Here is a 20,837-nt window from a genome sequence, read left to right as displayed (position 1 = left end):
ATCCGGCGACCCCTTCTTCGTTTCAGTTTGAGAGGCCGGTGCGACCCCTCATCCGACCTGCTTCGCAGGCCACTTTCTCCCGCGGCTTCGGCTGGCCTACCACCCGCACTGCTGGCCCTTGTTCTGTTGGGTCAGCCAGGCGTCGAGCGGCTTGAAGTAGGCGGTCACCGCGCTGGCGTCCGTCCGGGTCTCGCCCGAGAATACGGCCAGCGTCTGCGGCCAAGGCTGCGACATGCCCAGCTCCATCATCCTGTTGAACTTCTCACCCACCGCCTTCTGGCCATAGACCGAGCAGCGATGCAGCGGGCCCTTCCAGCCGGCCTGCTGGCAGGCGGCCCGGTGGAACTGGAACTGATAGATGTGGGCCAGGAAGTAGCGCGTGTAGGGCGTGTTGCCGGGAACGTGGTACTTCGCCCCCGGATCGAAGGCGTCGGCCGGACGGTCGCCCGGCGGCTTCAGGCCCTGGTACTTGAGCCGCAGCGCCCACCAGTCGGCGTTGTACTCGTCGACCGTCGTCTCCCCCGAGAAGACGCCCCAGCGCCACCGGTCGACCAGCAGGCCGAACGGCAGGAAGGCGATCTTGTCGAGCGCCATCTTCAGGAGAAACGGGATGTCCTCCTCGGCCCCCGGGACGGCGCCCAGCAGGCCGATCTGGTTCAGGTAGGTAGGCGTCGAGGCCGACAGGGCGGCGAAATCGCCGATGGCTTCGTGGAAGCCGTCGTTGGCCCCGTTGCGGAACAGCGTCGGCTGGTTCTGGTAGGCGCGCTGGTAGTAGTTGTGGCCCAGCTCATGGTGGACGGTCCGGAAGTCGTCGGCGTTCACCTTCGTGCACATCTTGATGCGGATGTCGTCCTTGTCGTCCAGGTTCCACGCGCTGGCGTGGCAGACGACTTCGCGGTCGGCCGGCCGCGTGATCAGCGAGCGCGCCCAGAACGTCTCCGGCAGGGGCGCATAGCCCAGCGACGAGTAGAAGGCCTCGCCGGTCTTCACCATCCGTTGCGGGTCATACCCCTTCTCGAGCAACAGCTTGTCGAGGTCGTAGCTGGAGGCGGCGGTCTTGGGCGCGACCACGTCATAGATGTTGCCCCACTGCTGGGCCCACATGTTGCCCAGGAGGTCGGCGCGGATCGGGCCGGTCTTTGGTTGCACCGCTTCGCCGTATTTCTCCGAAAGGCGCGCACGGACGTAGCAGTGCAGGTTGCGGTAGAACGGCTCGACCTGCTTCCACAACCGATCAGTCTCGGCGGCGAAGGCGTCGGGGTCCATGTCGTAGTTCGAGCGCCAGAGCGCGCCGGTGTCCTTGAAGCCCAGGCCCCGAGCGCCGTCGTTCGAGAGCGCCGCGAACTTGGCGTAGTCCGGCTTCATCACCCTGGCGGTGTCGTGCCAGCCTTCCCAGGCGGCCTTCAGCTCGGCCGGGTCGCGGCTCTGGGCCAGGACGTCCTCGGCGTCATTCAGGGTGATCGTCTTGCCCTTGTAGGCGAACTTGCCGGTCGAATAGGTGCTGTCGAGCCTGGTCAGCAGACCGGCCAGTTCCTCAGCCGCGCCGGGCCGGTTCGGCGCCGGCGCCACCGCGTAGAGCTTGAGCAGCTTCAGCTTGCGGGCCGTGACCGCGTCGGCCGCCACGCCGTTGAACTTCGCCGCCTCGACGGCCAGTCGGGCCAGGAGGCCGTTCTGCTCGGCGTTGGCCTTGGCCTCGAGCCACTGGGTGTCTTCGGTGATGAAGTTGGCGCGGACCCACTGGGCCCGGTTGGCGAAGGCGTTGGCCTTGTCGAGCTGGGCCTCGGCGCTGTCGACGAAGGCCTTGGCCTCGGCGGGCGTCGGCTGGGCCATGGCAGGCCCGGCGCACGCCAGGACGGCCGCCGCGGCGGCCGCCATAAGCTTCAGTTTCATAAGCGGTTCCTAGACGTTTCCTTGGGCGGCTCTCTGCCACCCGCTGGCGGCGAAAAGAGGACCGCCGGCCGGGCGCGTCAAGCGAGCGTCAGCCCACGAATTCGGACAGGTCGTCAGGGCCCGAGATGGTCACGCCCATGTCGGTCACCAGCCCCGTGCCCAGCGTGTAGACCCAGCCATGGACACTGAGTGGCTGTCCCCGCCGCCACGCGTCCATGACGAAGACGTCCGAGGCCACGTTCTTGACCTGGCGCATGACATTCAGTTCCACGAGGCGGTCCCACTTGGCCTTCTCGTCGGGCAGTTCCGACAGCTCGTGGCGGTGTTCGTGGTGGACTTCGCGAATGGGGTGGAGCCAGTGGTCCACCAGGCCGCGGCGCTGGCCGTCGACGGCGGCGGCGACGCCCCCGCAGCCGTAGTGGCCCACCACCAGGATGTGCTTCACCCGGATCACGTCGACCGCGAACTGCAGCACGGACAGGTAGTTGGCGTCTTGCGGCGGGGCCAGGTTGGCCACGTTGCGGTGCACGAACAGCTCGCCCGGATCCAGCCCCACGATCTCGTTGGCCGGCACGCGGCTGTCGGCGCAGCCGATCCACAGGTACTCGGGCGCCTGCTGGCCCTCCAGGCGCTTGAAGAAGCCCGGATCGGCCGCGACCTTGCCGGCGGCCCAGGCGCGGTTCTTGGCCTTGAGATCGTCGAGCGTCTTGCGGGTCATCGCGGCCCCCCTGCTGGGATCGGAGCGTCGGGTTGCCGGTCTGGGTGCGCCGCCTGGAAGGCCGGATGCTCGGCGGCGCGGTCGGCGGCGCCGATGAGGGCCGGCCAGGGCGTCACGTCCAGCTTGAAGCGGCGGGCGGAATAGACCTGAGGCACGAGACAGCAGTCGGCGATGGTGGGCGTATCGCCGAATGCGAAACGGCCGCCGTGCTGGGCGACCAGAGGCTCCAGCGCGTCGAAGCCGTCGCGGATCCAGCCCTGGATCCAGTCGGTCGCGACCACCTCGTCCGGCACGCCCAGATTCTTCAGTTTCCGACCTACGCGCGTGTTGTTCAGGGGATGGATATCGCAGGCGATGATCCCTGCCATGCGGCGCACCATGGCCCGGTCCAAGGCCGAACGCGGCAGGATCGGCGGCTGCGGCCGCGTCTCCTCCAGCCACTCCAGGATCGCCAGGCTCTGGGCCAGGACGGTGCCATCGCCCAGGTCCAACGCCGGCGTCAGCCCCTGGGGGTTCACGGCCTTGTACGCCGGCTCACGCTGCTGACCGGCGATCAGGTCGATGGCGTGATAGCCATACTCGACGCCCTTGAGCGCCAGGCCGATACGCACGCGATAGGGCGCGGTCGCCCGCCACGCCGAGTGCAGGGTCAGCGCCATCAGGCCACCCGGAAGGCCAGCCGGCCCACGCCCTCGACCTCGCCCTCGACCGCGTCGCCCTTGACCAGGGGCCCGACGCCCTCGGGCGTGCCGGTATAGATCAGGTCACCGGGGGCCAGCGCCCACAACTTCGAGGCCTCGGAGATGATCTCGGCCACGTTCCAGATCATGTCGGCGACCGTGGCGTCCTGCTTCACGGCCCCGTTGACCGAGATGGAGATGCGGCCCTGCGGCGGGTCGCCGGTCCAGCGGCGGATCGCCGAGATGGGCGCGCTGTCGTCGAAGCCCTTGGACGCGTCCCAGGGGTGGCCCTTGTCCTTGGCGGCGTTCTGCAGATCGCGGCGTGTCAGGTCGACGCCCACCGCATAGCCGTAGACCAGCCCCAGCGCGTCGCCCACCGCCACGTCCCGGCCGCCGCCGCCGATGGCCACTACCAGCTCGATCTCATGGTGCAGGTTGGCGGTGCGCGGCGGATAGGCCGGGTCGCGACCCGGCGGGACCACGGCGTCGGCCGGCTTGGCGAAGAAGAACGGCGGATCGCGGTCATCGCCCCCCATCTCGCGCCGGTGGGCGGCATAGTTGCGCCCGACGCAGAGAATGCGGCGGACCGGGAAGCCACCCACCTCGCCCTCGACGGGCACGACGGGAACGGGCGACGGAGCAAGCGCGAACTCGACCATCGCCGCCCTTTAGGCCCCCTGGCCCATGCTGTGAACCCCCGCGCTGGGTGAGGGTCGGGGCGGGGGAGCTTTGCGGCTCGCCGATGGCGCTGACGACGCCCGCCAATCGTCCTATGATACCCCGATGACCGATACCGTAGCTTACCCCGTGGGAACCCCCGGCCGCGCTTGGGGCGAGGCGGAGCTGGCGCAGTGGCGGGCGCGGCAGGCGCGCCGTCGGCGATACGACGAGGATGTGCTGCCCCGGATTGAGCGGCTGGCGGACCGGTTCGAGCGGGTCTGCTACGGCCGGCTCGACTATGCGGGCGAGGCCTACGACCTGTGGGCGCTGAGCACGCGGGCCTGGGACCCAGCCCTGCCCGCCGCGCTCGTGACCGGCGGGGTCCATGGGTATGAGACCAGCGGGGTGATGGGGGCGCTGGCGTTCCTGGAGACGCGGGCGGCGGGCTATGCCGGGCGGGTCAATCTGCTGGTCGCGCCCTGTGTGAGCCCGTGGGGCTATGAGCGCATCAACCGGTGGAACTTTGACGCCGTCGATCCCAACCGCAATTTCCGCCTCGACGGGCCGTCCCGCGAGGCGACCAGCCTGATAGCGCTGGTGCAGCCGCGGCTGGGACAGTTCGTGCTGCACATCGACCTGCACGAAACCACCGACAGCGACGAGAGCGAGTTCCGCCCGGCGCTGGCGGCGCGGGACGGCAAGCCGTTCGAGCCCGGTCTCATACCCGACGGGTTCTATCTGGTGGCCGACGCTGAGGCCCCGCAGCTGGCGTTCCAGCAGGCGATCATCACCGCGGTGGAAGCGGTGACGCACACCGCGCCGCCGGACACGGCCGGCGAGATTATCGGTTGTCCGGTCGTGGGGCACGGGATCATCGAATACCCACAGCGGGCGTACGGCATGTGCCCCTCGATCACCGGCGCGCCATACACGACCACCACCGAGGTCTATCCGGACAGCCCGCGCGCGACGCCGCAGCAGTGCAACGACGCCCAGGTGGCGGCGGTGTGCGCGGCTCTGGACTTCGTGCTGGCGCGTCCCGCTTAGCCGGCTAACGGCTCTTCTTGGCCGGTTTCGGCTTCGGCGCAGGGAGCTCGGCGGCGGTGACCCGCACCAGATCGGCCAGCCACTCGCGATCCTCCCAGCGATCGGCCGCGATCAGAAGGTAGGGCTTCGCGCCGGGATAGGGTGGGACCTCCGCGGCGTCCCCAGCCGCGGCGCGACCTCCGGCGGTCGGCTTGAGGAACAGCTGCTCGTCGCCGATGATCGCCACCATCTTGCCGTCGCAATAGACGCCGTACTCGCCGAACATCGGCCGCGCCGTGATCGCGCCGGCCCCGGCCATCTGATCGACAAGGTAGTCCACGGTCTTGCGGTCGGTCGCCATGACCCATTGTGGCCGCGGCATGGGCGGCTGGCGAGCGGCATTGGCTGGTGTCACCGTCCTTTCGCTTTTCTGCTGGCGACGCGGCGGCGCGCGGACTACTGCCCATCCCATGGTCGAACCCCACCCGTCCGGCGGCTACATCCTGGAAGAACTCTCGGTCGGCATGAGCGCCGAGAAGCGTGTGACCGTCACCGAAGATCGGATCGCCCAGTTCGCCGAGGCGTCGGACGACTTCAATCCCGTGCACATGGACGAGGCGTTCGCGGCGCGCACGGCCTACCGCGGGCGGATCGCGCACGGGCTCTTGTCGGCGTCGTTCGGCTCGGCGGTCGTGGGCACGATCCTGCCGGGGGCCGGAGCCATCTACCTGAGCCAGACCCTCAACTTTCACAAGCCGGTGCGGATCGGCGACGTCGCCGTAGCTCGGGCGACCGTGGCCTCGATCGACGAGGCGGCCGCGCGGGTGATCCTCAGCTGTACGATCCATGTGAATGACGAGCTGGTGATGGACGGCGAGGCGACCGTCCGCGTGCCGCGGCGCCGGCGGCCCCCCAAGAGCTAGGCTCTTCGGGCGGGTTGGGTTGATCGACGCTATTCCAGCCTTCCCCGCCCTACGTCATCCCCGCTAAGCCTGAGGCATGACCGAGACCGCCACCGGCCCGCTTTCAGACCTCGTCGTCGTCGAGCTGGGCACCCTCATCGCCGGCCCGTTCTGCGGCCAGATCCTGGGCGACTTCGGCGCCGAGGTGATCAAGGTGGAAGACCCCCGGGTGGGCGATCCCATGCGCCAGTGGGGCCGCAGCCTGCCGCAGGGTCTGTCGCCCTGGTGGCCGGTGATCGGGCGCAACAAGAAGTCGGTGGGCATCGACCTGCGCCAGAAGGAGGGCCAGGCGCTGGCGCGCCGGCTGATTTCACAAGCCGACGTGCTGATCGAGAACTTCCGGCCCGGCGCGATGGAGAAGTGGGGCCTGAGCTACGAGTCCCTGGCCGCCGAGAACCCCCGGCTGATCATGGCGCGCGTCTCGGGCTTCGGACAGACGGGGCCGTACTCGCAGCGGGCCGGCTATGGCCTGATCGGCGAGGCGATGGGCGGCCTGCGCCACGTGACGGGCGAGCCCGACCGGCCGCCGGCGCGGGCGGGCATCTCGATCGGGGACAGCCTGGCGGCCATGCACGCGGTGATGGGGATCACCATGGCGCTGCACCACCGGGCCCGGACCGGCCAGGGCCAGGTGATCGACGCGGCGTTGTACGAGAGCGTGCTGGCGGTGATGGAGAACCTGGTCACCGAGTACGACCTGACCGGCTATGTCCGCGAGCGCTCGGGCTCGATCCTGCCCGGCATCGCGCCGTCGAACGCCTATCCGTGCCGGAACGGCGAGATGATCCTGATCGGGGGGAACGGCGACAACGTCTACGCGCGCCTGACCGAGGCCATGGGCCGCGACGACCTGAAGACGGACCCCAAGTTCGTCAGCCACGCGGCGCGCGGCGAGAACCAGAACGAGCTGGATGCGATCATCGCCGAATGGACCTCGGGATTCGTCCTCAACGACCTGCTGGCGCTGCTGGAAGGCAAGGGCATCCCGGCCAGCCGGGTGTTCCGCGCCCCCGACATGCTGGAGGACCCGCAGTTCGCCGCCCGCGACGCCATCGTTTCGGTGGAGCACCCGGTGTTCGGACCGGTGAAGATGCAGAACGCCTTCCCGAAGCTGTCGGCCACCCCGGGCCAGGTGCGCTGGCCAGGGCCGACGCTGGGACAGCATACGGACGAGGTGCTGGCCGCCCGCGCGGGCTGCACGGCCGAGGACCTGGCCGCGCTGCGGGCGAAGGGCGTGATCTGAAGCGACCGGCCCGCGACCTCTGCCGCGGACCGAACGCCGAGGTTCAGGTCGCCTGTTCCGGGCGAGTTCCCAAGGTCACCGGACTGACCCCCGCGAGCACTCCGCGGGACCTCTTGGCGGGACTGTTAGGGGCCGGCTTCACGCTTGCGCAGGTGACGCCTTGTCTCAGCGCGCTCTCGCCGCGCGGCATTGCGGCGCAGCGTATAGTAAACAAAATCAACGTTGTGCGAGAAGCTCGGCGACGGCGGCGGCCACCTGGGTGACGTCGTACGGCTTGCGGATCACCGGCGCGTCGAAACCCCCCGGCGCGCCGCCCGTCTCGCCATAGCCGGTGGCGAAGACGAAGGGGATCTTGCGCTGGAAGAGCACCTCGGCGACGGGCGTCACCGAGTGGCCGTTCAGGTTGGCGTCCAGCACCGCCGCGTCGATCTGGCGGTCCAGCAGCGCCATCGCCTCCTCGAGTTCGTAGGCCGGACCCACGACCACGGCGCCGGCGTCGGACAGCCCGGTCTCGAGTTCCAGCGCCAGCAGCACGGCGTCCTCGACGATCAGCACCCGCGCCCCCTTCAGGCTGGTGGGGCCGCGCGACGTGGGCACGGTCTCGGTGACGCGGTTGGCGCTGACCTCGGGCACCACCTCGGGGCGCTCGGCGACCGCCTGCGGGCCGGCGGTGAGGTTCACCGTGACCCCGGCCGGACGGTAGTCGACCTTGACCTCGCCGTTCAATTCGCGCGGCGTCACCTGTTCCAGCAGGGTCGAGCCGAAGCCCCGGCGGACCGGCGCGCTGACCGTGGGGCCGCCGCTCTCGGTCCAGGTGAGCTCGAACCCGCCCGAAGGCTTGGCGGTCCAGCGTACGTCGACGTGGCCCGTCTCGACCGACAGCGCGCCGAACTTCACTGCGTTGGTCGCCAGTTCGTGCAGCGCCAGCGACAGGGCGTTGGCCGCGCGCGGCGTCAGGAACAGCTCGGGCCCCTCCCAGCGCGTCTGCCCCGGCGCGATCGCGCCCAGCTCGGCCGAGGCCAGATGGTCGATGGCGGCGCCGCGCCAACGGGCGGCGGTCAGCAGTTCGTTGGCGCTGGCCATCGACTTCAGCCGGCCGCTGAAGGTGGTCAGGAACGCGTCGAGCGAGGTGGTGCGCTTGGCGGTCTGCTGAGCCAGGGCCTGCACAGCGGCCAGCACGTTCTTCACCCGGTGGTCCAGCTCGGCCATCAGGTGATGGCGCTGCTCGTCCTCGCGTCGAAGCTCCGAGACATCCTGGACGATCCCCATGAGGACCTTGGGGCGCCCCGTGGCGTCGCGTTCGATGCTGGCGCTGGCGCGAACCCAGATGGTGCGGCCATCGTCAGGGCGGATATTGCGGAAGACGGTCGTGAAGCTGTTCGACGCCGCAAGGTCCGCAGCCCGCTTGGCGCGAAAAGCCTCGATGTCGTCAGGATGGGCGTACTCGTCCAGCGCCGCCCCGCCGCGGGCCGGCCTCTCGCCGGCGGGAATGCCCGTGATGGCCGACATCCGCGGGCTCACGATGAAGACGTCGCGGTCGTAGTCCCACTGAAATTCGCCTAGGCCCGCGACCTGGAGGGCGAGTCCAAGGCGCTCTCGGCTCGAGCTGTCGCCCAGATCGCGAGTCATTGGGTCAACATATGGAAATGCTTCGGGTCATGCGACCGACAAGAGGGGCAATCTTTCGTTCTCCTTAGCGGGCCTCTTTGCGGCGGCGCGTTCAAGGCCCTATGTTGAGCGCCTTACAGTCCAGGTCCCCAAGTTGGGGAACCGCCACCCGTTCGGAGACGACACATGCCCCCCAAGGCCAGCCCCGTGACGACCCAGGATGCGGTCGCTGCGGCTGACACCGCCGCCAAGATCGCTGCCGACGCGCAGAAGGCTGTCGCCGACGCCGCCAAGCGGATCGAGGCCACGGTCCAGCAGGGCCTGGAGCAGCTGCGCGCCCAGAGCCGCGTCTATGCCGACGTCGCCGGTGAACAGCTCGACGAAGCCGCTCGCGCGGCCAGCGAACAGATCCGCGCGCGGCCGCTGGCCGCCACGGGCGTGGCGCTGGGCGTGGGCGTCCTGATCGGCATGCTGCTCGCCTCGCGGCGTTGATCGTCTAAGTGATCGGGCGCGTCCTGAACCTGACCGCGGCGATCGCCGCGGTGGCGGCCGCCGTGGCCGTCTGCATCGTCGCGGCCTCGTATGCGGTCTATGCGCTGGCCGACCTGTGGCTGACGCCGGCCGGCGCCGCGGCCGTGGTGGCGGCGGTGTTCGCCCTGATCGCCGTGTTGGTCGCCTGGATCGCCACCCGCAAGGTCGTTCCCAAGCCGGTCAAGGGCGCCCCGCCGCCCGAGACCCCGGTTGAGAAGGTGATCGGCCTGGCCAAGGAACGGCCGATGATGGCCCTGGGCATCGGCGCCGTGGCGGCCTTCGTACTGGCCCGCAACCCGGCCCTGGTCTCGGCGCTGCTCAGCGGCATGATCGCCGGCAACGCCGCCAAGCCTCCGCCGCCTGGAAAATAGCCGGAATCCGGCGGCTCAGGCGGTGACGGGGTCGGCCCGCCGATCGAGCGCCCAAGTCCGGTAGGGCTCGTAGTGCGAACCCGTCCAGGCGAGGGCGGTCACGCGGATACAGGCGCCCTCGACCTCGACCTCGTTGAAGCTGGGCGGCACGCCCCGCTCGCGCACCGACAGGGTCCCGCACCCCACGGCATAGGTGCGGCCGTCGCCGTGCGGATAGGGCCAGGTGAAGGGGGCGTGGATGTGCCCCGACAGCACCAGGTCGACCTGCGCCTCGGTCAGCACCTCTGCCGCGCGTGGCCCGCCCCAGACGCGCGCCGTCATGGGCCCGCCGATCATTTCGATCAGGGGGTGGTGCACGACGACGATCCGCAGATGGTCGGCGGGCTCGAACCATTCGGCCGCGGCCTTGGCCTGGCTCACCGAGATCTGACCCTTCGACCAGTTGAGCCGAGGCTGGGCGCCGCGGGCGGTATTGATGCCGCGAACCGCCACCCCCGGGCCGCGCCAGGCCTGGTACGGCGCCGGACCGATATAGTGCTCGTAGCGGCGGAAGGGCGCGAAGATCCGTTCGGCCCAGGCGAGATAGGGCGCATCGTGATTGCCCGGCGTCACCAGCCGCGGGCCGGGCAGAGCCTCGAGCCAGGCCTTCGCCGACTCGAACTCAGGCTTTTCGGCGTAGCGGGTCAGGTCGCCCGACACGATGGTGAGGTCGAAGCCACCCTCCCGGATGCGATCGGCGGCGGCGGCCACCGCGGCCACGTTCTCACCGCCGAAGTGGATGTCCGACAGATGCGCCAGCCGAATCTTCATCAAGCCTCCGGGGCCGGCATGAGCACCCGGCAGATCCTGGGATCGTAGCGGACCAGCGTGTTGGCCTTCAGCGCCACGGTTTCGCCGTCCAGCAGCGCCGGAATGCGTCGGGCCGACCAGACCCGCACACGCTTGCAGAACTGGCTGTCGACGGCGGGATCGACACGCCAGTCCCGGACCACGGCGTTCAGGCCCAGCCGCAGCACTTCCACCACGCCGGTGGGATTGAGCGCTGCGGCTTCCAGCTGCGGCTCCTGGGCGTCCATCACCTTCGAGGCGATGGGGCAGATGAGGATCAGGGCCTCGGCCTTCTCGCGCGCCCGGCCGTCGAGCTGGTAGCGGAGGCGTCCGGTAAACGCCTTCTGGACGGCGTTGCGCAGCTGATCGAAGGCCACGCGGAACTGTCCCTGGCGCGCCGACTCCCGCACCTTGGCCAGACGGGCCGGCGAGCCCAGGATCGCGGCGCAGAGGAAGCGATGTCCGTCGATGCAGCCCCCGCCCAGGTCGCGGACGCTGCCCGCCTCCAGCGCCAGCTTCAACGCCTCGGGCCACGGCCGCACGCCGTAGACGGCATGGGGCAACATGTTCATGGTCCCGCCCGGCAAAGGCGCGATCACCGGGCCGTCGCGACCGCACAGTTCCGCCGCGGCGCGCACGGTGCCGTCACCGGCCAGCGTGATCAGAAGGTCTGGCGCAGCGTCCACGCTGGCCTTGAGCTGGTCCATGAGCTCTGCGGGCTGGCAGGCGTGGACCTGTGCTTTCACGCCGCACTCCGCCAGCAGGCGCGCCATCTCGTCGGGCGCGGCGGGGCCGACGCTGCCCGAGGCGACGTTGATCACCACCTCGATGTTGCCGAGGCGGGGGCGGTCTTTCACGGTGGATTTAACCCTAGTTGACGGCAGGCGTTTCGGTCCGGTCGGTGGTGGTGGCGTCGCGCAGGGCGTCGCCGGCGCCGGTCGCGGCGCCGCGGACCACAGGCTCGGCCTGGTCGGCCGCTGTGGCAAGGTTCTGATCGACCACCACGCCCGCGGTGCTGAACGAGCCGTTCACCGCCGCAAGCGCCAGGACGATAACGCCGATCGCGGCGGCGATGATCGTGAACGTCATCAGGACCGGGTGGCGCTTGCGGGCGCGGCGGGCGTCCTGGCGGCCCATCTCGTAGGCCTGACGCAGGTCACTGCTCTCGTGCTCGCGGTCGCTTAAAGAGGTCACGGCTGAGGTCTCCGGATGATGTGCCGCCCATGCAACGGTGCGGGGGGCCCTTGGTTCCGGATCGGAACTGGGCCCGAGCCAAGCGCGTTGGTTGGCGCAAGGGACCCTGAAACTGGTGACATCCCAAAGGAGAGCCATCGGCATGTTCAAGCCAATCATCGCCATCGTGGGCGCCGGTCTGCTGGCCAGCGCCTGCACCACCACCGGCAACACCGAACGGAACGCCGTGGGCGGCGCCGCTCTCGGCGCGCTGACTGGGGCGGCCATCGGCGCAGTCTCGGGCGACGTGGGCGTAGGCACGGGCGCGGCCATTGGCGCCGGTGTCGGCGCGGTCGCGGGCTCGGTGAAGGGCTGTCGCGAAGACGGCGGCTGCGGCGCGTCCTCGCCCAACCGCAGACAGTATTATGACGAGCGCGCGGGTCGCTATTACTACTACGATCCGGGCGCGGGCCGGTACTACTGGGAGAACGGCACGCCCCGCTGAGGCGGCGCGCTGAATTGGTAGAACAAGGGCGGTTGGACCAGATCCGACCGCCCTTTTCGTTGGAGGGGCTAATGACCACCAGGACCTTGATCGCAGCCGGCGTGATGCTGGCGGTTGGCCTCTCGGCCTGCAGCACGGCGCTCCGACGCGAGAGCGTGGTGCGCGCGCCCCGGCTCTGCGAGGACATGACCCTGCCCGTCTACTTCGAGCCCAACGACGCTGAGATCACCCGCGATGGCCGCCGCGCCATCGTGGCCGGCGCCGCGCAGGCGAAGGGCTGCAAGGTGGACGAGGTGCGGGTGCTGGGTCTGGCGGACGCCGCCGGCGATCCCGCCGCGAATCTCGAACTGTCGAGGAAGCGCGCAGCCTCGGTGGCGGCGGCGATTCGGCGAGCCGGCCTGCCTGACGCTGAGTTCGAGATGTCTGCCGTTGGACAGGCGGGCTCGGTCACCGCCGCGGGCCGGGCGCCTGTGCGCCGGCGGGCGGACGTCACCATCAAGCTCTCGGAGATCAAGTAGGCGTCACGCCGGAATCAGCGCGGCGACGGCCGCAAAGAAAACGGCGGGCCATTGCGGCCCGCCGAGTGTGCATCATCGAGAAAAGGGTGCGGAGACGGCAGACTGGCATGTGCGCCAGTCTCAAGTCGGGGGGGGCGTCGCCGCCTCCGCAGAGATAAAACACGCGCCCCTGACAGGCGTTCCGGGCGTCGCCCAAATTTTTTCGGAGGGCGTCTCAGCCCGCGCGGGCGCCCAACTGGCAGGAACGGCGCCTTGGCCCTGCGCGTTAACTCAGCGTGGCCGACGCCTCCGCGCCGGCCGAGAAAGGGCTTCCTGCCATGCGCAGTTCCCTCGTTTCCACGACGGGGCAAAAGCTTGTCCGCGGGCCCAGCGTCCGCGGCGACGCTGCACGACGAAGGTGGGCTGTCGTGGGCGCCATCGCAGGCTTTGCGCTGGTCAGCAGCCTGATGGGCTACCTCACCGCGCCCGCCGGCCCCGCGAACTTGCGTACCAGCCCGTTCAGCTATTTCCCATCCGAATAGGAGAGCTCATGAGGTTGTCGCGAGACACCGATCAACCGTCGCCCACCCTGAACGCCACCCGCGCCCGCCAGGGGCGGTGGGGTCGTCACATCTTCTGGGTTCTGGTGTTCGGCACCGTGCTGGCCGCTCTGGGCCTGTTCGCGGCCTGGGGCTGGAGAGCCCCCGATCTGGCCGCCAGTGAGCCGACGCGCCAAGAGAAGAAGGTGGAGGCCGAGACGTTCGACACGCCGGCGCCGCCGTCAGTGACACGCCAGGCGCCCTAGGCAGCTGTAAAGCCACAACGAGAAAGGGCGCCGCGTTTCAGCGGCGCCCTCCTGCTTTGTCGGCGTAGGTGTGGATCAGGCGGCCTGCTTGGCCGACTTGCGAGGATGGAAGAACAACGCCTGGCCGATCGCCGCCTTCACCGTCTCCGGCTGGAAGGGCTTGGTGATCAGGAAGGTGGGCTCGGGCCGCTCGCCGGTGAGCAGTCGCTCGGGGAACGCCGTGATGAAGATGACCGGCACGTCGTAGCGCTGGAGAATGTCCTTCACCGCGTCGATTCCCGACGAGCCGTCGGCCAGCTGGATGTCGGCCAGCACCAAGCCGGGCGTCTTGCGGGCGACGGCGTCCACCGCTTCGGTGCGGGTGGCGGCGATATCGACCACGGCGTGGCCGAGTTCGGTGACCAGCGCCTCGATGTCGGCGGCGATGACCGGCTCGTCCTCGATGATCAGCACGTCGGTCGCCAGTTCCGCGTCGATCTCAGACTGAGCCTCGGCGATCAGCTTTTCCACCTCGGAGAAGTCGGATCCCAGGATCTGGGCCGCCTCGGTCGGCGTAAAGCCTTCCAGGGCCGTCAGCAGGAACGCCTGCCGCGAGCGCGGGGCGATCCGCATCAGGCGACGGGTGGCGTCGTCCGAATAGTCGTCGTCGGCGGGGCCTTCCAGCTGGGCGCCCGAGGTGCACCAGATGGCGTGGAAGACGTGATAGAGCGCGACGCGTGGCGTCAGGTTGTCGGCAAGTGTCCGTTCACCGGCGGCCAGGGCCTCGAGGGCCACGCGCACGTAGTGATCGCCGGTAGACTGATCGCCAGTCAGGGCGCGCGCGTATCGGCGCACATAGGGCAAGTGCGGCGCCAGTCGGGCTAGAAGACTCAAGGGTGACCCCTCCCGTTTTTTCATCAAACCTGAAAACCCGCAGGGCGGATCGCACCCCCACAGGTCCCCATGATGACCTGAAAACGTCTTTTCAGGGAACCGGTTCCCTTAAGGCCAAGTTTTCATCATCCTCCTCCGCAAATCGATGGAACCCGGGACAGGGCGAGCACGTTGAGCGGCGACGAGGATCACGAGAGGGGGCGGACTCCGCGCGAGCGGAGCGCCGATGAAATGATCGAACAGCGTCCGTTACCGGAGCGCCGCAAGGCCTCCGCAGCTCTGGATGAAGCCCGCCTGCGTCAGCAGGCGATCGGCGTGCGCCTACGTCAGATGTTCGACGAGGTGGTGAACGAGGAGGTTCCGGCGGAGTTTCTCGAGATCCTCCGTCGCGCCGACGAACGTGGCTCGGGGAAGTCCTGATGGAACCCGTCGAGATCAAGCCGCGTCAGGAGCGCACCGCCGCCGACGACGCCGTGTTCAAGCGCGACCTTGTCCAGCTCATCCCTCATCTCCGCGCCTTCGCGCGCACCCTGTGCGGTGACGCGACCGCCGCCGACGATTTGGCGCAGGACGCGATGATGAAGGCCTGGGACGCCCGGGCCAGCTTCCAGATGGGCACCAACATGAAGGCCTGGACCTTCATGATCCTGCGCAACCAGTTCTACTCCGAGAAGCGGCGGTCCTGGCGGCAGAGCCAGCTCGATCAGGAGGCCGCCGAACGGACTCTGGTCGCCGTCGACGATCCCGAGGCCCCCGTGGCCCTGGACGAGCTGCGACTGGGGCTGGCGATGCTGCCGCCTGAGCAGCGTGAAGCGCTGATCCTCGTCGGAGCCGGCGGCTTCGCCTACGAAGAGGCGGCCGACATCTGCAACTGTGCGGTCGGAACGGTGAAGAGCCGTGTCAGCCGCGCGCGGCGCGCCCTGCACGCCATCCTGGAGGCGGGCGACTATGCGCGAGACGGCGGCTCGGCGGGCGACGCCATGAGGTCCATCCTGGCCGATGCGGAGCGCCTTGCGAGCATCCGCTAGACCATTGCTCAGCGCGGATGGATCATTCTCGCCAGCACGTCGATCGACCGTAACGCAAGCGTCTGATCCGTCAGCGGTTCTACGAGAATCGCTGAAGGCTCGGGCCTAGGAGGGCCGGTGCCCGGGAGTTCTCTAAGCACGATCCGGGTGCGCCTGATCGCGGCCCTCGCGGTCGCGCTGCTCCCAGTGCTGCTCCTGGGCGCGCTGCAGTCGGCCATCGGCTTCCAGCGCGAAGGTCAGGTCCTGCGCCAGAACCTGGGCTTCGCCGCCGAACGCAGCGCCGCCACGGCGCGCGCACGCATGGAAAGCGCCGACGTCCTGCTGCAGACGCTGGCGCCGGGCGCCGTGGGTTATCAGTGCGCCCAGCGTCTGGGCGACGTGGTGTCGCGCATCCCAGGCTACCTGAACCTCGTGCGCTTCGACCGGGCGGGTCGGGTGGTCTGCGCGGCCGGCACGGTGCCGGGCGATCCGCAGCGGGCGCAGCGACCCTGGTTCAGCGATCTGGCCGGAGGCCGCAACTTCACCATCACCCGCGAGCCGGGTCTCGCCTACGCCAACGAGCCTACGCTGCTGACCGCAGCCCGGGCGACCGGCCCCGACGGCGCCTTCGACGGAGCGTTCGCCGCGGTGATTTCGCTCAGCAGCCTGCAGCCCCGGGTCAGCGACCCCACGCTGCCGAAAGGCGCCGAGGTCGGCCTGGTCGACAAGGCCGGCCGTTACATCACCACCACCGATCCCGGCGCCTTCCCGAGCCTGCCGGCGGACTGGCGGGCCAAGGTCGAGGCGAGAGGCACCCTGGTCTGGTACGGCCGCGACGGTAAGGAGCGGCGGCGCGTCTATTCGGCCGCCCCGGTGATCGGCGACGAGGTCTATGTCGTGCTCTCGGCGCAGTCGCCGGGCATTCTGTCCTGGGCCCGGCTGAACCCCCTGACCGGCATCGTCTTCCCGCTTCTGACGTTCGTGCTGGCGCTCATCGCGGTGACGGCGATGGCCGAGCGCGTGGTGATCCGCTGGATCGTCTACCTGCAGCGGATCGCGGCGCTGTACGCCCGCGGACGACTGTCGGTGCGTCCGGTCCAGGCCGAGCAGATGCCGCCCGAGATTCGTGAGCTGGCCGAAACCCTTGAGGACATGGCCGACGCCATCGTCGGCCGCGACGCCTCCCTGCGCGACAGCCTGGCCCAGAAGGACGCGCTGATGCGCGAGATCCACCACCGGGTGAAGAACAACCTCCAGGTCATCTCCAGCCTCTTGAACATGCAGCAGCGGGCGCTGTCCGACCCGGCGGCGCGCTCGGCGATGAGCGATACGCGGCAGCGGATCACGGCGCTCGCCCTCATCTATCGCGCCCTCTACCAGGGCCCCGACCTCAAACGGGTCGATCTGCGGCCGTTCCTGGAAGAGCTGACAGCGCAACTGATCAACGGCGAGCTGGCCCATGGCCAGTCCGTGCGCACCGAGCTGAAGGTGGATCCGCTGGTCATCGACCCCGACCGGCTCGCGCCCCTGGCCCTGTTCGCCGTGGAGGCCATCACCAACGCGCAGAAGCATGCGTTCGCCGGCCGGGGCGGCACCCTGAAACTGAACTTCAGTGTCCGCGGGGAAGAGGCCGAGCTCGAAATCTCGGACGATGGCGAGGCCGAGGAGAGCGCCCTGGTCTCTTCGGGGGTCGGTCGCACGCTGATGACCGCCTTCGCACGTCAGTTGCGCGGCCGCGCCGAGATCACCCGCAACGCCGCCGGGGGGGTCACCGCCAAGCTGATCTTCCCGACCCCGGCGATCGACCGGGCGGAACCCGAGCCGCGAGGGAACCGGGCGGCAGCCTGAGCCGTTGCGACGGGGCCCTATCGAACCTCGGGAGTTTCTCTGATGCGCAAAGTTTTCCTGTTTGCCGTTCTGGCCGCCAGCATGGCGACCGCGGCCTGCAACACCGTCTCCGGCGCCGGCAAGGACGTCGCCTCCGCCGGCGCCGCCGTCACCGACACGGCGGAAGACGCCAAGAAGTAGCCTTCGCGTTCCGCAAGGTTGACGAGGCCCCGTTTCGACGGGGCCTTTTCTTTAGGCGGCGAGCGCGAACACGCCGGGCGCGGCGCCCACCGGGGCTAGGTCGCCGGTCGGGTCCTTGAGCCCCAGCACGAGCCGACCGCCGGGCGCCAGCGCCCCCTTCAGCTGGCCCAGGACGTGCGACAGCGCATCAGGCGCAAGCTGGCCCAGAAGGCTGCGGCAGAGCACCAGGTCGAACTGGCCGAAGGCGCTGAGGTCGTCCATCAGGTTCACGCGGCGCCAGCGCAGCATCTGCCGGATGCGGGGCGACAGCTGGAAGGATTCGCCGCGCTTCTCGAAGTGACGGACCAGCATCCGGGCCGGCAGGCCACGCTGGACCTCGAACTGCGAGTAGACGCCGGCCTGCGCCTTCTCCAGGCAGCGCGCCGACAGGTCTGACGCATAGATCTCGACCTGGCCGGCGAGCCCCGGCGCGTCGGCCAGCAGCATGGCCAGGGAATAGACCTCCTGCCCGGTTCCGCAGGCGTTGCACCAGACGCGGACCGGCTGGTCGCGCCGCGCCGTCGCCAGCGCCGGCAGTACAGCCTCGACCACGTGGTGAAAGACGTCGCGGTCGCGGAAGAACTCGGACTCGGGCAAGGCCATCGCCTCGACGGCCGCCCACGACAGGCGCTCATCCGCCCCCTCGCGAAGCGCCCCGATGAAGGCTTCGGGCGACATGTAGCCCTCGCGCCGCGCCACCGGCCCCAGACGGCTTTCGATCAGGTACGACTTATCGGCGTCCAGCCGCAGGCCCGCACGGGCCAGGCAAAGGGCGCTCAGGAACTCGCGGTCGACCTCGTCGATCATGCGCAGAGCCCCAGATACTCCAGCTTGCCCGCCACGATCGAACCGTCGAACGGCTTCATGATGTATTCGTCGGCGCCGGCGTCCAGCGCCTCGCTGATACGCTCAAGGCTGTTCTCGACGGTGCAGAACACGACCTTGGGCCGATCGCCGCCCGGCTCGTTGCGCAACCGCTTCACGAACTGGAGCCCGTCCATCACCGGCATCTGCCAGTCCAGCAGGATGACGTCGGGCATGACCGCCGTGCACCACGCCATCGCCTCGACGCCGTCCGCCGCCTCGGCGACCTCGAATCCGAGGTCCTCGAGGATGCGGCGCGAGACCTTGCGGATCACTCGGCTGTCATCAACGACGAGGCAGGTTTTCAAGGGCGCTCCGGGAACTTGCGACCTATCTCTCGCGCCCCGTTGGTTAACGCCCGACCAACATAACGAAGGTTTGCGAACTTCTGCTCCACCCCGCCTGTGGACGCCTCACTTCGGCGACGGATCATCCACCCACTGGCGCATCCAGGCCTCGACCTGGCGGTACCATTCCACCGAGTTCTGGGGCTTGAGCACCCAGTGATTCTCGTCCGGGTAATAGACCATCCGCGAGGGCACGCCCTTGCGCTGTGCCGCCGTGAACGCCGCGATGCCCTGTGACAGCGGCACGCGGTAGTCGCGCCCCCCGTGGACCACCAGCATGGGGACCTTCCAGTCGGCCACCTTGTTCAGCGGGTTGAAGCGCTCGTAAGCCTCGCCCACCTCCCAGACGCGTCCGCCGGTCTCGTACTCGGAGAAGCTGGGGATGTCGGTGGTCAGCGCCATGGTGCGCGTCTCGACGATGCCGTCGTGGTTCACTAGGCACTTCCAGGGCGTGTTCCAGGCCCCCGCGATCCAGGCCACCATGTAGCCGCCGTAGCTGCCGCCCAGGGCGCAGGCCTTGCCGCCGTCGAGGTAGGAATAGCGCGCCAACGCCGCGGCCCAGCCCTTCTGCAGGTCCTCCAGCGGTCGGTCGCCCCAGTGGCCGACGATCGATTGGGCGAAGGCCTCGCCGTAGCCGTTCGATCCATGGAAATCGATCATCACCACGGCGTAGCCCATGCCGGTCCACACCTGCGGGTTCCAGCGATAGCTCCAGGCGTCGCCGAAGCTGCCGTGCGGGCCGCCATGGATCAGGAAGGCGACCGGGTACTTGCGCCCCGGCTGGTGGCCTTGCGGCGGCAGCACCCAGCCGTGGACCGTCTCGTCGTTCCAGCCCTTGAACGAAAACTGCTCGGCGCGCGACAGCTCGAAGTCCCGCATCGCGGCGACGTTGTGGCGGGCCAGCAGCGTCTCGGCGCCGTTGCGGCTCACCTCGTAAAGCTGCCCCGGCCCCGCCAGGCTGTCGCGGACGACCACCAGGCGATCGGCGGCGGCCGAAAAGGCGGTCACCGTGCCGTCGCGGGTCAGCGGCGTGACGCGTCTCGCCGCGACATCGATGGCGAACAGGCGGGTGCGGCCAGTGTCGGCCATGGTGGCGTAAAGCCTGCGTCCGTCGCCGCTCCAGCGGATCGCCTCGGCCGAGCGGTCAAAGCCTGACGAAACATCGACCTGCGCACCTGTGGCCAGGTCACGCACCAGGACCTCCGGCCGCTGGTCCTCGCGCGCCGCCTTGCGCCGCAGGTAGGCCAGGCGGGCGCCGTCGGACGACAGCGTGGGCTTGGTGGCGGAGGCCGGGTCCCGGGGTTCCAGAGCGACCGGCGCAGACGCGCCGTCCAGCGGGACGGCGTAGAGCTTGTAGCGCGCCGAGACGCCCCACGAGGCGCCGGGCTCCAGCGCCGAGAAGAACACCCGGTCGTTCGACACCGCATAGTCGCTGTCGTCGCCGAACGGCTTGTCGGGCGCCTCGGCGTCGAAGCCCTTGAGCAGTCGCACGGGCTCGCCCGAGGCGGCGCCCGCGTCGTCCAGCCGAAACGCGAACAACTGGGCCCGCTCCGCGTCCTGCCAGTCGTCCCAGATGAACATCGGCAGCTTGTCATAGACCTGGGCCGAGACCGGGTTGGTGCGGCGCGCGTCGGCTTTTTGTTTGCTGCAGGCCAGCGTATCGCAGCTGGGATCGGCATGGGCGGCCACCACCAGCGAGCGGCCGTCAGGCGAGAAGCGGTAGCTAGTGACGTGGATCGGCAGGTTGGTCACCTGGATCGCGATCGCGCCGTCAGGGTCGGTGCGCCAGACCTGCTGCAGTCCGGTTCGCGCCGAAAGAAAGTAGAGGCTGCGGCCATCCGCCGACCAGCGCGGCGAGCTCGCGATCTTCTCAGAGACCGCCAGGACGCGCGGCAGGCTCGGGCTGCGGCGGTCCAGAAGCCACAACGTGGCCAGGCCCCGGTTGTTGGCCCAGTCGGTGGCGCGGACCGTGTAGGCGAGATAGCGGCCGTCCGGCGAAAGCTGCGGGTCGCTGACCCGGTCCAGCATCGCGAGATCCCGGGCCGTGAACGGCCGCGCCTCGGCGGCGCCCCCGACGAGGCCAGTGATCAGGACGAGGCTGGCGACCGCAGCCGCCACGGACTTGAGAAGACGCAACATCGGCAGAGCTTAGGCGTCAGGCGGCGGGCGTCAAACGCTCCCG

General features: G+C 69.4%; 25 protein-coding genes. 12 read left to right on the top strand and 13 right to left on the bottom strand.

The genetic code is table 11. The annotated features are described in order from the left end of the window. Nucleotides 1-96 precede the first annotated feature (96 nt). The 4 genes from ACQ66R_RS14890 to ACQ66R_RS14875 all read right to left on the bottom strand — a co-directional run bounded on the left by ACQ66R_RS14890 (nucleotide 97) and on the right by ACQ66R_RS14875 (nucleotide 3,947). On the bottom strand, nucleotides 97-1,890 hold the full coding sequence (locus tag ACQ66R_RS14890) for a M2 family metallopeptidase (protein ID WP_430423255.1): 1,794 nt from the start codon (nucleotides 1,888-1,890) through the stop codon (nucleotides 97-99). A gap of 88 nt (nucleotides 1,891-1,978) precedes the next feature. Beyond that, the gene (locus ACQ66R_RS14885) at nucleotides 1,979-2,608 is read right to left on the bottom strand and encodes a carbonic anhydrase (protein WP_430423253.1); all 630 of its coding nucleotides are present in this window, start codon (nucleotides 2,606-2,608) and stop codon (nucleotides 1,979-1,981) included. Continuing rightward, on the bottom strand, nucleotides 2,605-3,267 hold the full coding sequence (gene maiA / locus ACQ66R_RS14880; RefSeq protein ID WP_430423251.1) for a maleylacetoacetate isomerase: 663 nt from the start codon (nucleotides 3,265-3,267) through the stop codon (nucleotides 2,605-2,607). The genes ACQ66R_RS14885 and maiA overlap by 4 nt, the downstream gene beginning before the upstream one ends. Continuing rightward, on the bottom strand, nucleotides 3,267-3,947 hold the full coding sequence (locus ACQ66R_RS14875; RefSeq protein ID WP_430423249.1) for a fumarylacetoacetate hydrolase family protein: 681 nt from the start codon (nucleotides 3,945-3,947) through the stop codon (nucleotides 3,267-3,269). Before ACQ66R_RS14875 ends, maiA begins: the two co-directional genes overlap by 1 nt. Nucleotides 3,948-4,071: 124 nt before the next feature. Between ACQ66R_RS14875 and ACQ66R_RS14870 the strand changes: the two genes are divergently transcribed. Then, nucleotides 4,072-4,995, top strand: a complete 924-nt coding sequence (locus tag ACQ66R_RS14870; protein WP_430423247.1) for a M14 family metallopeptidase — start codon at nucleotides 4,072-4,074, stop codon at nucleotides 4,993-4,995. A gap of 4 nt (nucleotides 4,996-4,999) precedes the next feature. On the opposite strand, the gene ACQ66R_RS14865 is transcribed toward ACQ66R_RS14870, so the two are convergent. Then, a complete protein-coding gene (locus ACQ66R_RS14865; RefSeq protein ID WP_430423245.1) occupies nucleotides 5,000-5,335 on the bottom strand; it encodes a TfoX/Sxy family protein in 336 nt (111 codons plus the stop codon). 109 nt (nucleotides 5,336-5,444) lie between these two features. Here ACQ66R_RS14865 and ACQ66R_RS14860 point away from each other — a divergent pair, with 109 nt between their 5' ends. Next, nucleotides 5,445-5,897, top strand: a complete 453-nt coding sequence (locus tag ACQ66R_RS14860) for a MaoC family dehydratase (protein WP_430423243.1) — start codon at nucleotides 5,445-5,447, stop codon at nucleotides 5,895-5,897. A gap of 76 nt (nucleotides 5,898-5,973) precedes the next feature. Further along, entirely contained in the window at nucleotides 5,974-7,179 is a 1,206-nt protein-coding gene (locus ACQ66R_RS14855; RefSeq protein ID WP_430423241.1) for a CaiB/BaiF CoA transferase family protein, read from the top strand. A gap of 216 nt (nucleotides 7,180-7,395) precedes the next feature. Here ACQ66R_RS14855 and ACQ66R_RS14850 read toward each other — a convergent pair whose 3' ends face one another. Continuing rightward, entirely contained in the window at nucleotides 7,396-8,808 is a 1,413-nt protein-coding gene (locus ACQ66R_RS14850) for an HWE histidine kinase domain-containing protein (protein WP_430423239.1), read from the bottom strand. 165 nt (nucleotides 8,809-8,973) lie between these two features. On the opposite strand from ACQ66R_RS14850, the gene ACQ66R_RS14845 reads away from it, so the two are divergent. Continuing rightward, nucleotides 8,974-9,279 (top strand): DUF883 family protein, encoded by a 306-nt coding sequence (locus tag ACQ66R_RS14845; protein ID WP_293364170.1) that lies wholly within the window; start codon nucleotides 8,974-8,976, stop codon nucleotides 9,277-9,279. 8 nt (nucleotides 9,280-9,287) lie between these two features. Beyond that, nucleotides 9,288-9,689, top strand: a complete 402-nt coding sequence (locus tag ACQ66R_RS14840; protein ID WP_430423236.1) for a hypothetical protein — start codon at nucleotides 9,288-9,290, stop codon at nucleotides 9,687-9,689. Between the two features lie 15 nt (nucleotides 9,690-9,704). Here ACQ66R_RS14840 and ACQ66R_RS14835 read toward each other — a convergent pair whose 3' ends face one another. Genes ACQ66R_RS14835 through ACQ66R_RS14825 form a run of 3 tightly spaced genes read right to left on the bottom strand, consistent with a single transcriptional unit; the run spans nucleotide 9,705 to nucleotide 11,711 of the window. Continuing rightward, nucleotides 9,705-10,499 carry a metallophosphoesterase family protein gene (locus tag ACQ66R_RS14835; RefSeq protein WP_430423234.1) on the bottom strand — a complete coding sequence of 265 codons (795 nt, stop codon included), beginning with the start codon at nucleotides 10,497-10,499 and terminating at the stop codon, nucleotides 9,705-9,707. Beyond that, on the bottom strand, nucleotides 10,499-11,374 hold the full coding sequence (locus ACQ66R_RS14830) for a diacylglycerol/lipid kinase family protein (protein WP_430423232.1): 876 nt from the start codon (nucleotides 11,372-11,374) through the stop codon (nucleotides 10,499-10,501). The genes ACQ66R_RS14835 and ACQ66R_RS14830 overlap by 1 nt, the downstream gene beginning before the upstream one ends. A 13-nt stretch (nucleotides 11,375-11,387) precedes the next feature. Further along, nucleotides 11,388-11,711 (bottom strand): hypothetical protein, encoded by a 324-nt coding sequence (locus ACQ66R_RS14825; RefSeq protein WP_430423230.1) that lies wholly within the window; start codon nucleotides 11,709-11,711, stop codon nucleotides 11,388-11,390. Nucleotides 11,712-11,853: 142 nt separating this feature from the next. On the opposite strand from ACQ66R_RS14825, the gene ACQ66R_RS14820 reads away from it, so the two are divergent. From ACQ66R_RS14820 to ACQ66R_RS14810, 3 genes are all read left to right on the top strand, one after another. Further along, the gene (locus tag ACQ66R_RS14820) at nucleotides 11,854-12,195 is read left to right on the top strand and encodes a YMGG-like glycine zipper-containing protein (RefSeq protein WP_293364165.1); all 342 of its coding nucleotides are present in this window, start codon (nucleotides 11,854-11,856) and stop codon (nucleotides 12,193-12,195) included. A 71-nt stretch (nucleotides 12,196-12,266) separates the two neighbouring features. Further along, nucleotides 12,267-12,713: an OmpA family protein gene (locus ACQ66R_RS14815; protein WP_430423228.1), complete on the top strand. Its 447-nt coding sequence runs from the start codon at nucleotides 12,267-12,269 to the stop codon at nucleotides 12,711-12,713. Between the two features lie 529 nt (nucleotides 12,714-13,242). Then, nucleotides 13,243-13,497: a hypothetical protein gene (locus tag ACQ66R_RS14810; RefSeq protein ID WP_430423226.1), complete on the top strand. Its 255-nt coding sequence runs from the start codon at nucleotides 13,243-13,245 to the stop codon at nucleotides 13,495-13,497. 75 nt (nucleotides 13,498-13,572) lie between these two features. On the opposite strand, the gene ACQ66R_RS14805 is transcribed toward ACQ66R_RS14810, so the two are convergent. After that, nucleotides 13,573-14,370: a response regulator gene (locus ACQ66R_RS14805; RefSeq protein ID WP_430423224.1), complete on the bottom strand. Its 798-nt coding sequence runs from the start codon at nucleotides 14,368-14,370 to the stop codon at nucleotides 13,573-13,575. 171 nt (nucleotides 14,371-14,541) lie between these two features. On the opposite strand from ACQ66R_RS14805, the gene ACQ66R_RS14800 reads away from it, so the two are divergent. The 4 genes from ACQ66R_RS14800 (at nucleotide 14,542) to ACQ66R_RS14785 (ending at nucleotide 17,405) form a co-directional block, all read left to right on the top strand. Beyond that, nucleotides 14,542-14,790, top strand: a complete 249-nt coding sequence (locus ACQ66R_RS14800; protein ID WP_430423222.1) for a NepR family anti-sigma factor — start codon at nucleotides 14,542-14,544, stop codon at nucleotides 14,788-14,790. Further along, nucleotides 14,790-15,398 (top strand): sigma-70 family RNA polymerase sigma factor, encoded by a 609-nt coding sequence (locus ACQ66R_RS14795; protein WP_430423220.1) that lies wholly within the window; start codon nucleotides 14,790-14,792, stop codon nucleotides 15,396-15,398. The genes ACQ66R_RS14800 and ACQ66R_RS14795 overlap by 1 nt, the downstream gene beginning before the upstream one ends. Before the next feature lie 117 nt (nucleotides 15,399-15,515). Beyond that, nucleotides 15,516-17,225, top strand: a complete 1,710-nt coding sequence (locus tag ACQ66R_RS14790; protein ID WP_430423218.1) for a sensor histidine kinase — start codon at nucleotides 15,516-15,518, stop codon at nucleotides 17,223-17,225. 42 nt (nucleotides 17,226-17,267) lie between these two features. Continuing rightward, nucleotides 17,268-17,405 carry an entericidin A/B family lipoprotein gene (locus ACQ66R_RS14785; RefSeq protein WP_293364157.1) on the top strand — a complete coding sequence of 46 codons (138 nt, stop codon included), beginning with the start codon at nucleotides 17,268-17,270 and terminating at the stop codon, nucleotides 17,403-17,405. A 51-nt stretch (nucleotides 17,406-17,456) separates the two neighbouring features. Here the strand turns inward: ACQ66R_RS14785 and ACQ66R_RS14780 are convergent, their stop codons facing one another. The 3 genes from ACQ66R_RS14780 to ACQ66R_RS14770 form a co-directional block, all read right to left on the bottom strand. Further along, on the bottom strand, nucleotides 17,457-18,251 hold the full coding sequence (locus ACQ66R_RS14780) for a CheR family methyltransferase (protein ID WP_430423216.1): 795 nt from the start codon (nucleotides 18,249-18,251) through the stop codon (nucleotides 17,457-17,459). Next, on the bottom strand, nucleotides 18,248-18,616 hold the full coding sequence (locus tag ACQ66R_RS14775; RefSeq protein WP_430423214.1) for a response regulator: 369 nt from the start codon (nucleotides 18,614-18,616) through the stop codon (nucleotides 18,248-18,250). Before ACQ66R_RS14775 ends, ACQ66R_RS14780 begins: the two co-directional genes overlap by 4 nt. A 105-nt stretch (nucleotides 18,617-18,721) precedes the next feature. Then, complete coding sequence (locus ACQ66R_RS14770; RefSeq protein ID WP_430423212.1) at nucleotides 18,722-20,794, bottom strand: prolyl oligopeptidase family serine peptidase; 2,073 nt, start codon at nucleotides 20,792-20,794, stop codon at nucleotides 18,722-18,724. Nucleotides 20,795-20,837: the final 43 nt, after the last annotated feature.

The organism is Phenylobacterium sp., from assembly GCF_965284355.1.
GTDB lineage: Bacteria > Pseudomonadota > Alphaproteobacteria > Caulobacterales > Caulobacteraceae > Phenylobacterium.
This window is presented reverse-complemented; position numbering and strand designations above follow the sequence as displayed.

What these genes read in the sequence shown, in the direction of transcription:
- ACQ66R_RS14785 (WP_293364157.1), top strand. Translation starts at nt 17,268, where the DNA reads ATGCGCAAAGTTTTCCTGTTTGCCGTTCTGGCCGCCAGCATGGCGACC.
- ACQ66R_RS14865 (WP_430423245.1), bottom strand. Translation starts at nt 5,335, where the DNA reads ATGGCGACCGACCGCAAGACCGTGGACTACCTTGTCGATCAGATGGCC.
- ACQ66R_RS14770 (WP_430423212.1), bottom strand. Translation starts at nt 20,794, where the DNA reads ATGTTGCGTCTTCTCAAGTCCGTGGCGGCTGCGGTCGCCAGCCTCGTC.
- ACQ66R_RS14815 (WP_430423228.1), top strand. Translation starts at nt 12,267, where the DNA reads ATGACCACCAGGACCTTGATCGCAGCCGGCGTGATGCTGGCGGTTGGC.
- ACQ66R_RS14780 (WP_430423216.1), bottom strand. Translation starts at nt 18,251, where the DNA reads ATGATCGACGAGGTCGACCGCGAGTTCCTGAGCGCCCTTTGCCTGGCC.
- ACQ66R_RS14875 (WP_430423249.1), bottom strand. Translation starts at nt 3,947, where the DNA reads ATGGTCGAGTTCGCGCTTGCTCCGTCGCCCGTTCCCGTCGTGCCCGTC.
- maiA (WP_430423251.1), bottom strand. Translation starts at nt 3,267, where the DNA reads ATGGCGCTGACCCTGCACTCGGCGTGGCGGGCGACCGCGCCCTATCGC.
- ACQ66R_RS14890 (WP_430423255.1), bottom strand. Translation starts at nt 1,890, where the DNA reads ATGAAACTGAAGCTTATGGCGGCCGCCGCGGCGGCCGTCCTGGCGTGC.
- ACQ66R_RS14810 (WP_430423226.1), top strand. Translation starts at nt 13,243, where the DNA reads ATGAGGTTGTCGCGAGACACCGATCAACCGTCGCCCACCCTGAACGCC.
- ACQ66R_RS14885 (WP_430423253.1), bottom strand. Translation starts at nt 2,608, where the DNA reads ATGACCCGCAAGACGCTCGACGATCTCAAGGCCAAGAACCGCGCCTGG.
- ACQ66R_RS14855 (WP_430423241.1), top strand. Translation starts at nt 5,974, where the DNA reads ATGACCGAGACCGCCACCGGCCCGCTTTCAGACCTCGTCGTCGTCGAG.
- ACQ66R_RS14795 (WP_430423220.1), top strand. Translation starts at nt 14,790, where the DNA reads ATGGAACCCGTCGAGATCAAGCCGCGTCAGGAGCGCACCGCCGCCGAC.
- ACQ66R_RS14870 (WP_430423247.1), top strand. Translation starts at nt 4,072, where the DNA reads ATGACCGATACCGTAGCTTACCCCGTGGGAACCCCCGGCCGCGCTTGG.
- ACQ66R_RS14860 (WP_430423243.1), top strand. Translation starts at nt 5,445, where the DNA reads ATGGTCGAACCCCACCCGTCCGGCGGCTACATCCTGGAAGAACTCTCG.
- ACQ66R_RS14835 (WP_430423234.1), bottom strand. Translation starts at nt 10,499, where the DNA reads ATGAAGATTCGGCTGGCGCATCTGTCGGACATCCACTTCGGCGGTGAG.
- ACQ66R_RS14845 (WP_293364170.1), top strand. Translation starts at nt 8,974, where the DNA reads ATGCCCCCCAAGGCCAGCCCCGTGACGACCCAGGATGCGGTCGCTGCG.
- ACQ66R_RS14850 (WP_430423239.1), bottom strand. Translation starts at nt 8,808, where the DNA reads ATGACTCGCGATCTGGGCGACAGCTCGAGCCGAGAGCGCCTTGGACTC.
- ACQ66R_RS14820 (WP_293364165.1), top strand. Translation starts at nt 11,854, where the DNA reads ATGTTCAAGCCAATCATCGCCATCGTGGGCGCCGGTCTGCTGGCCAGC.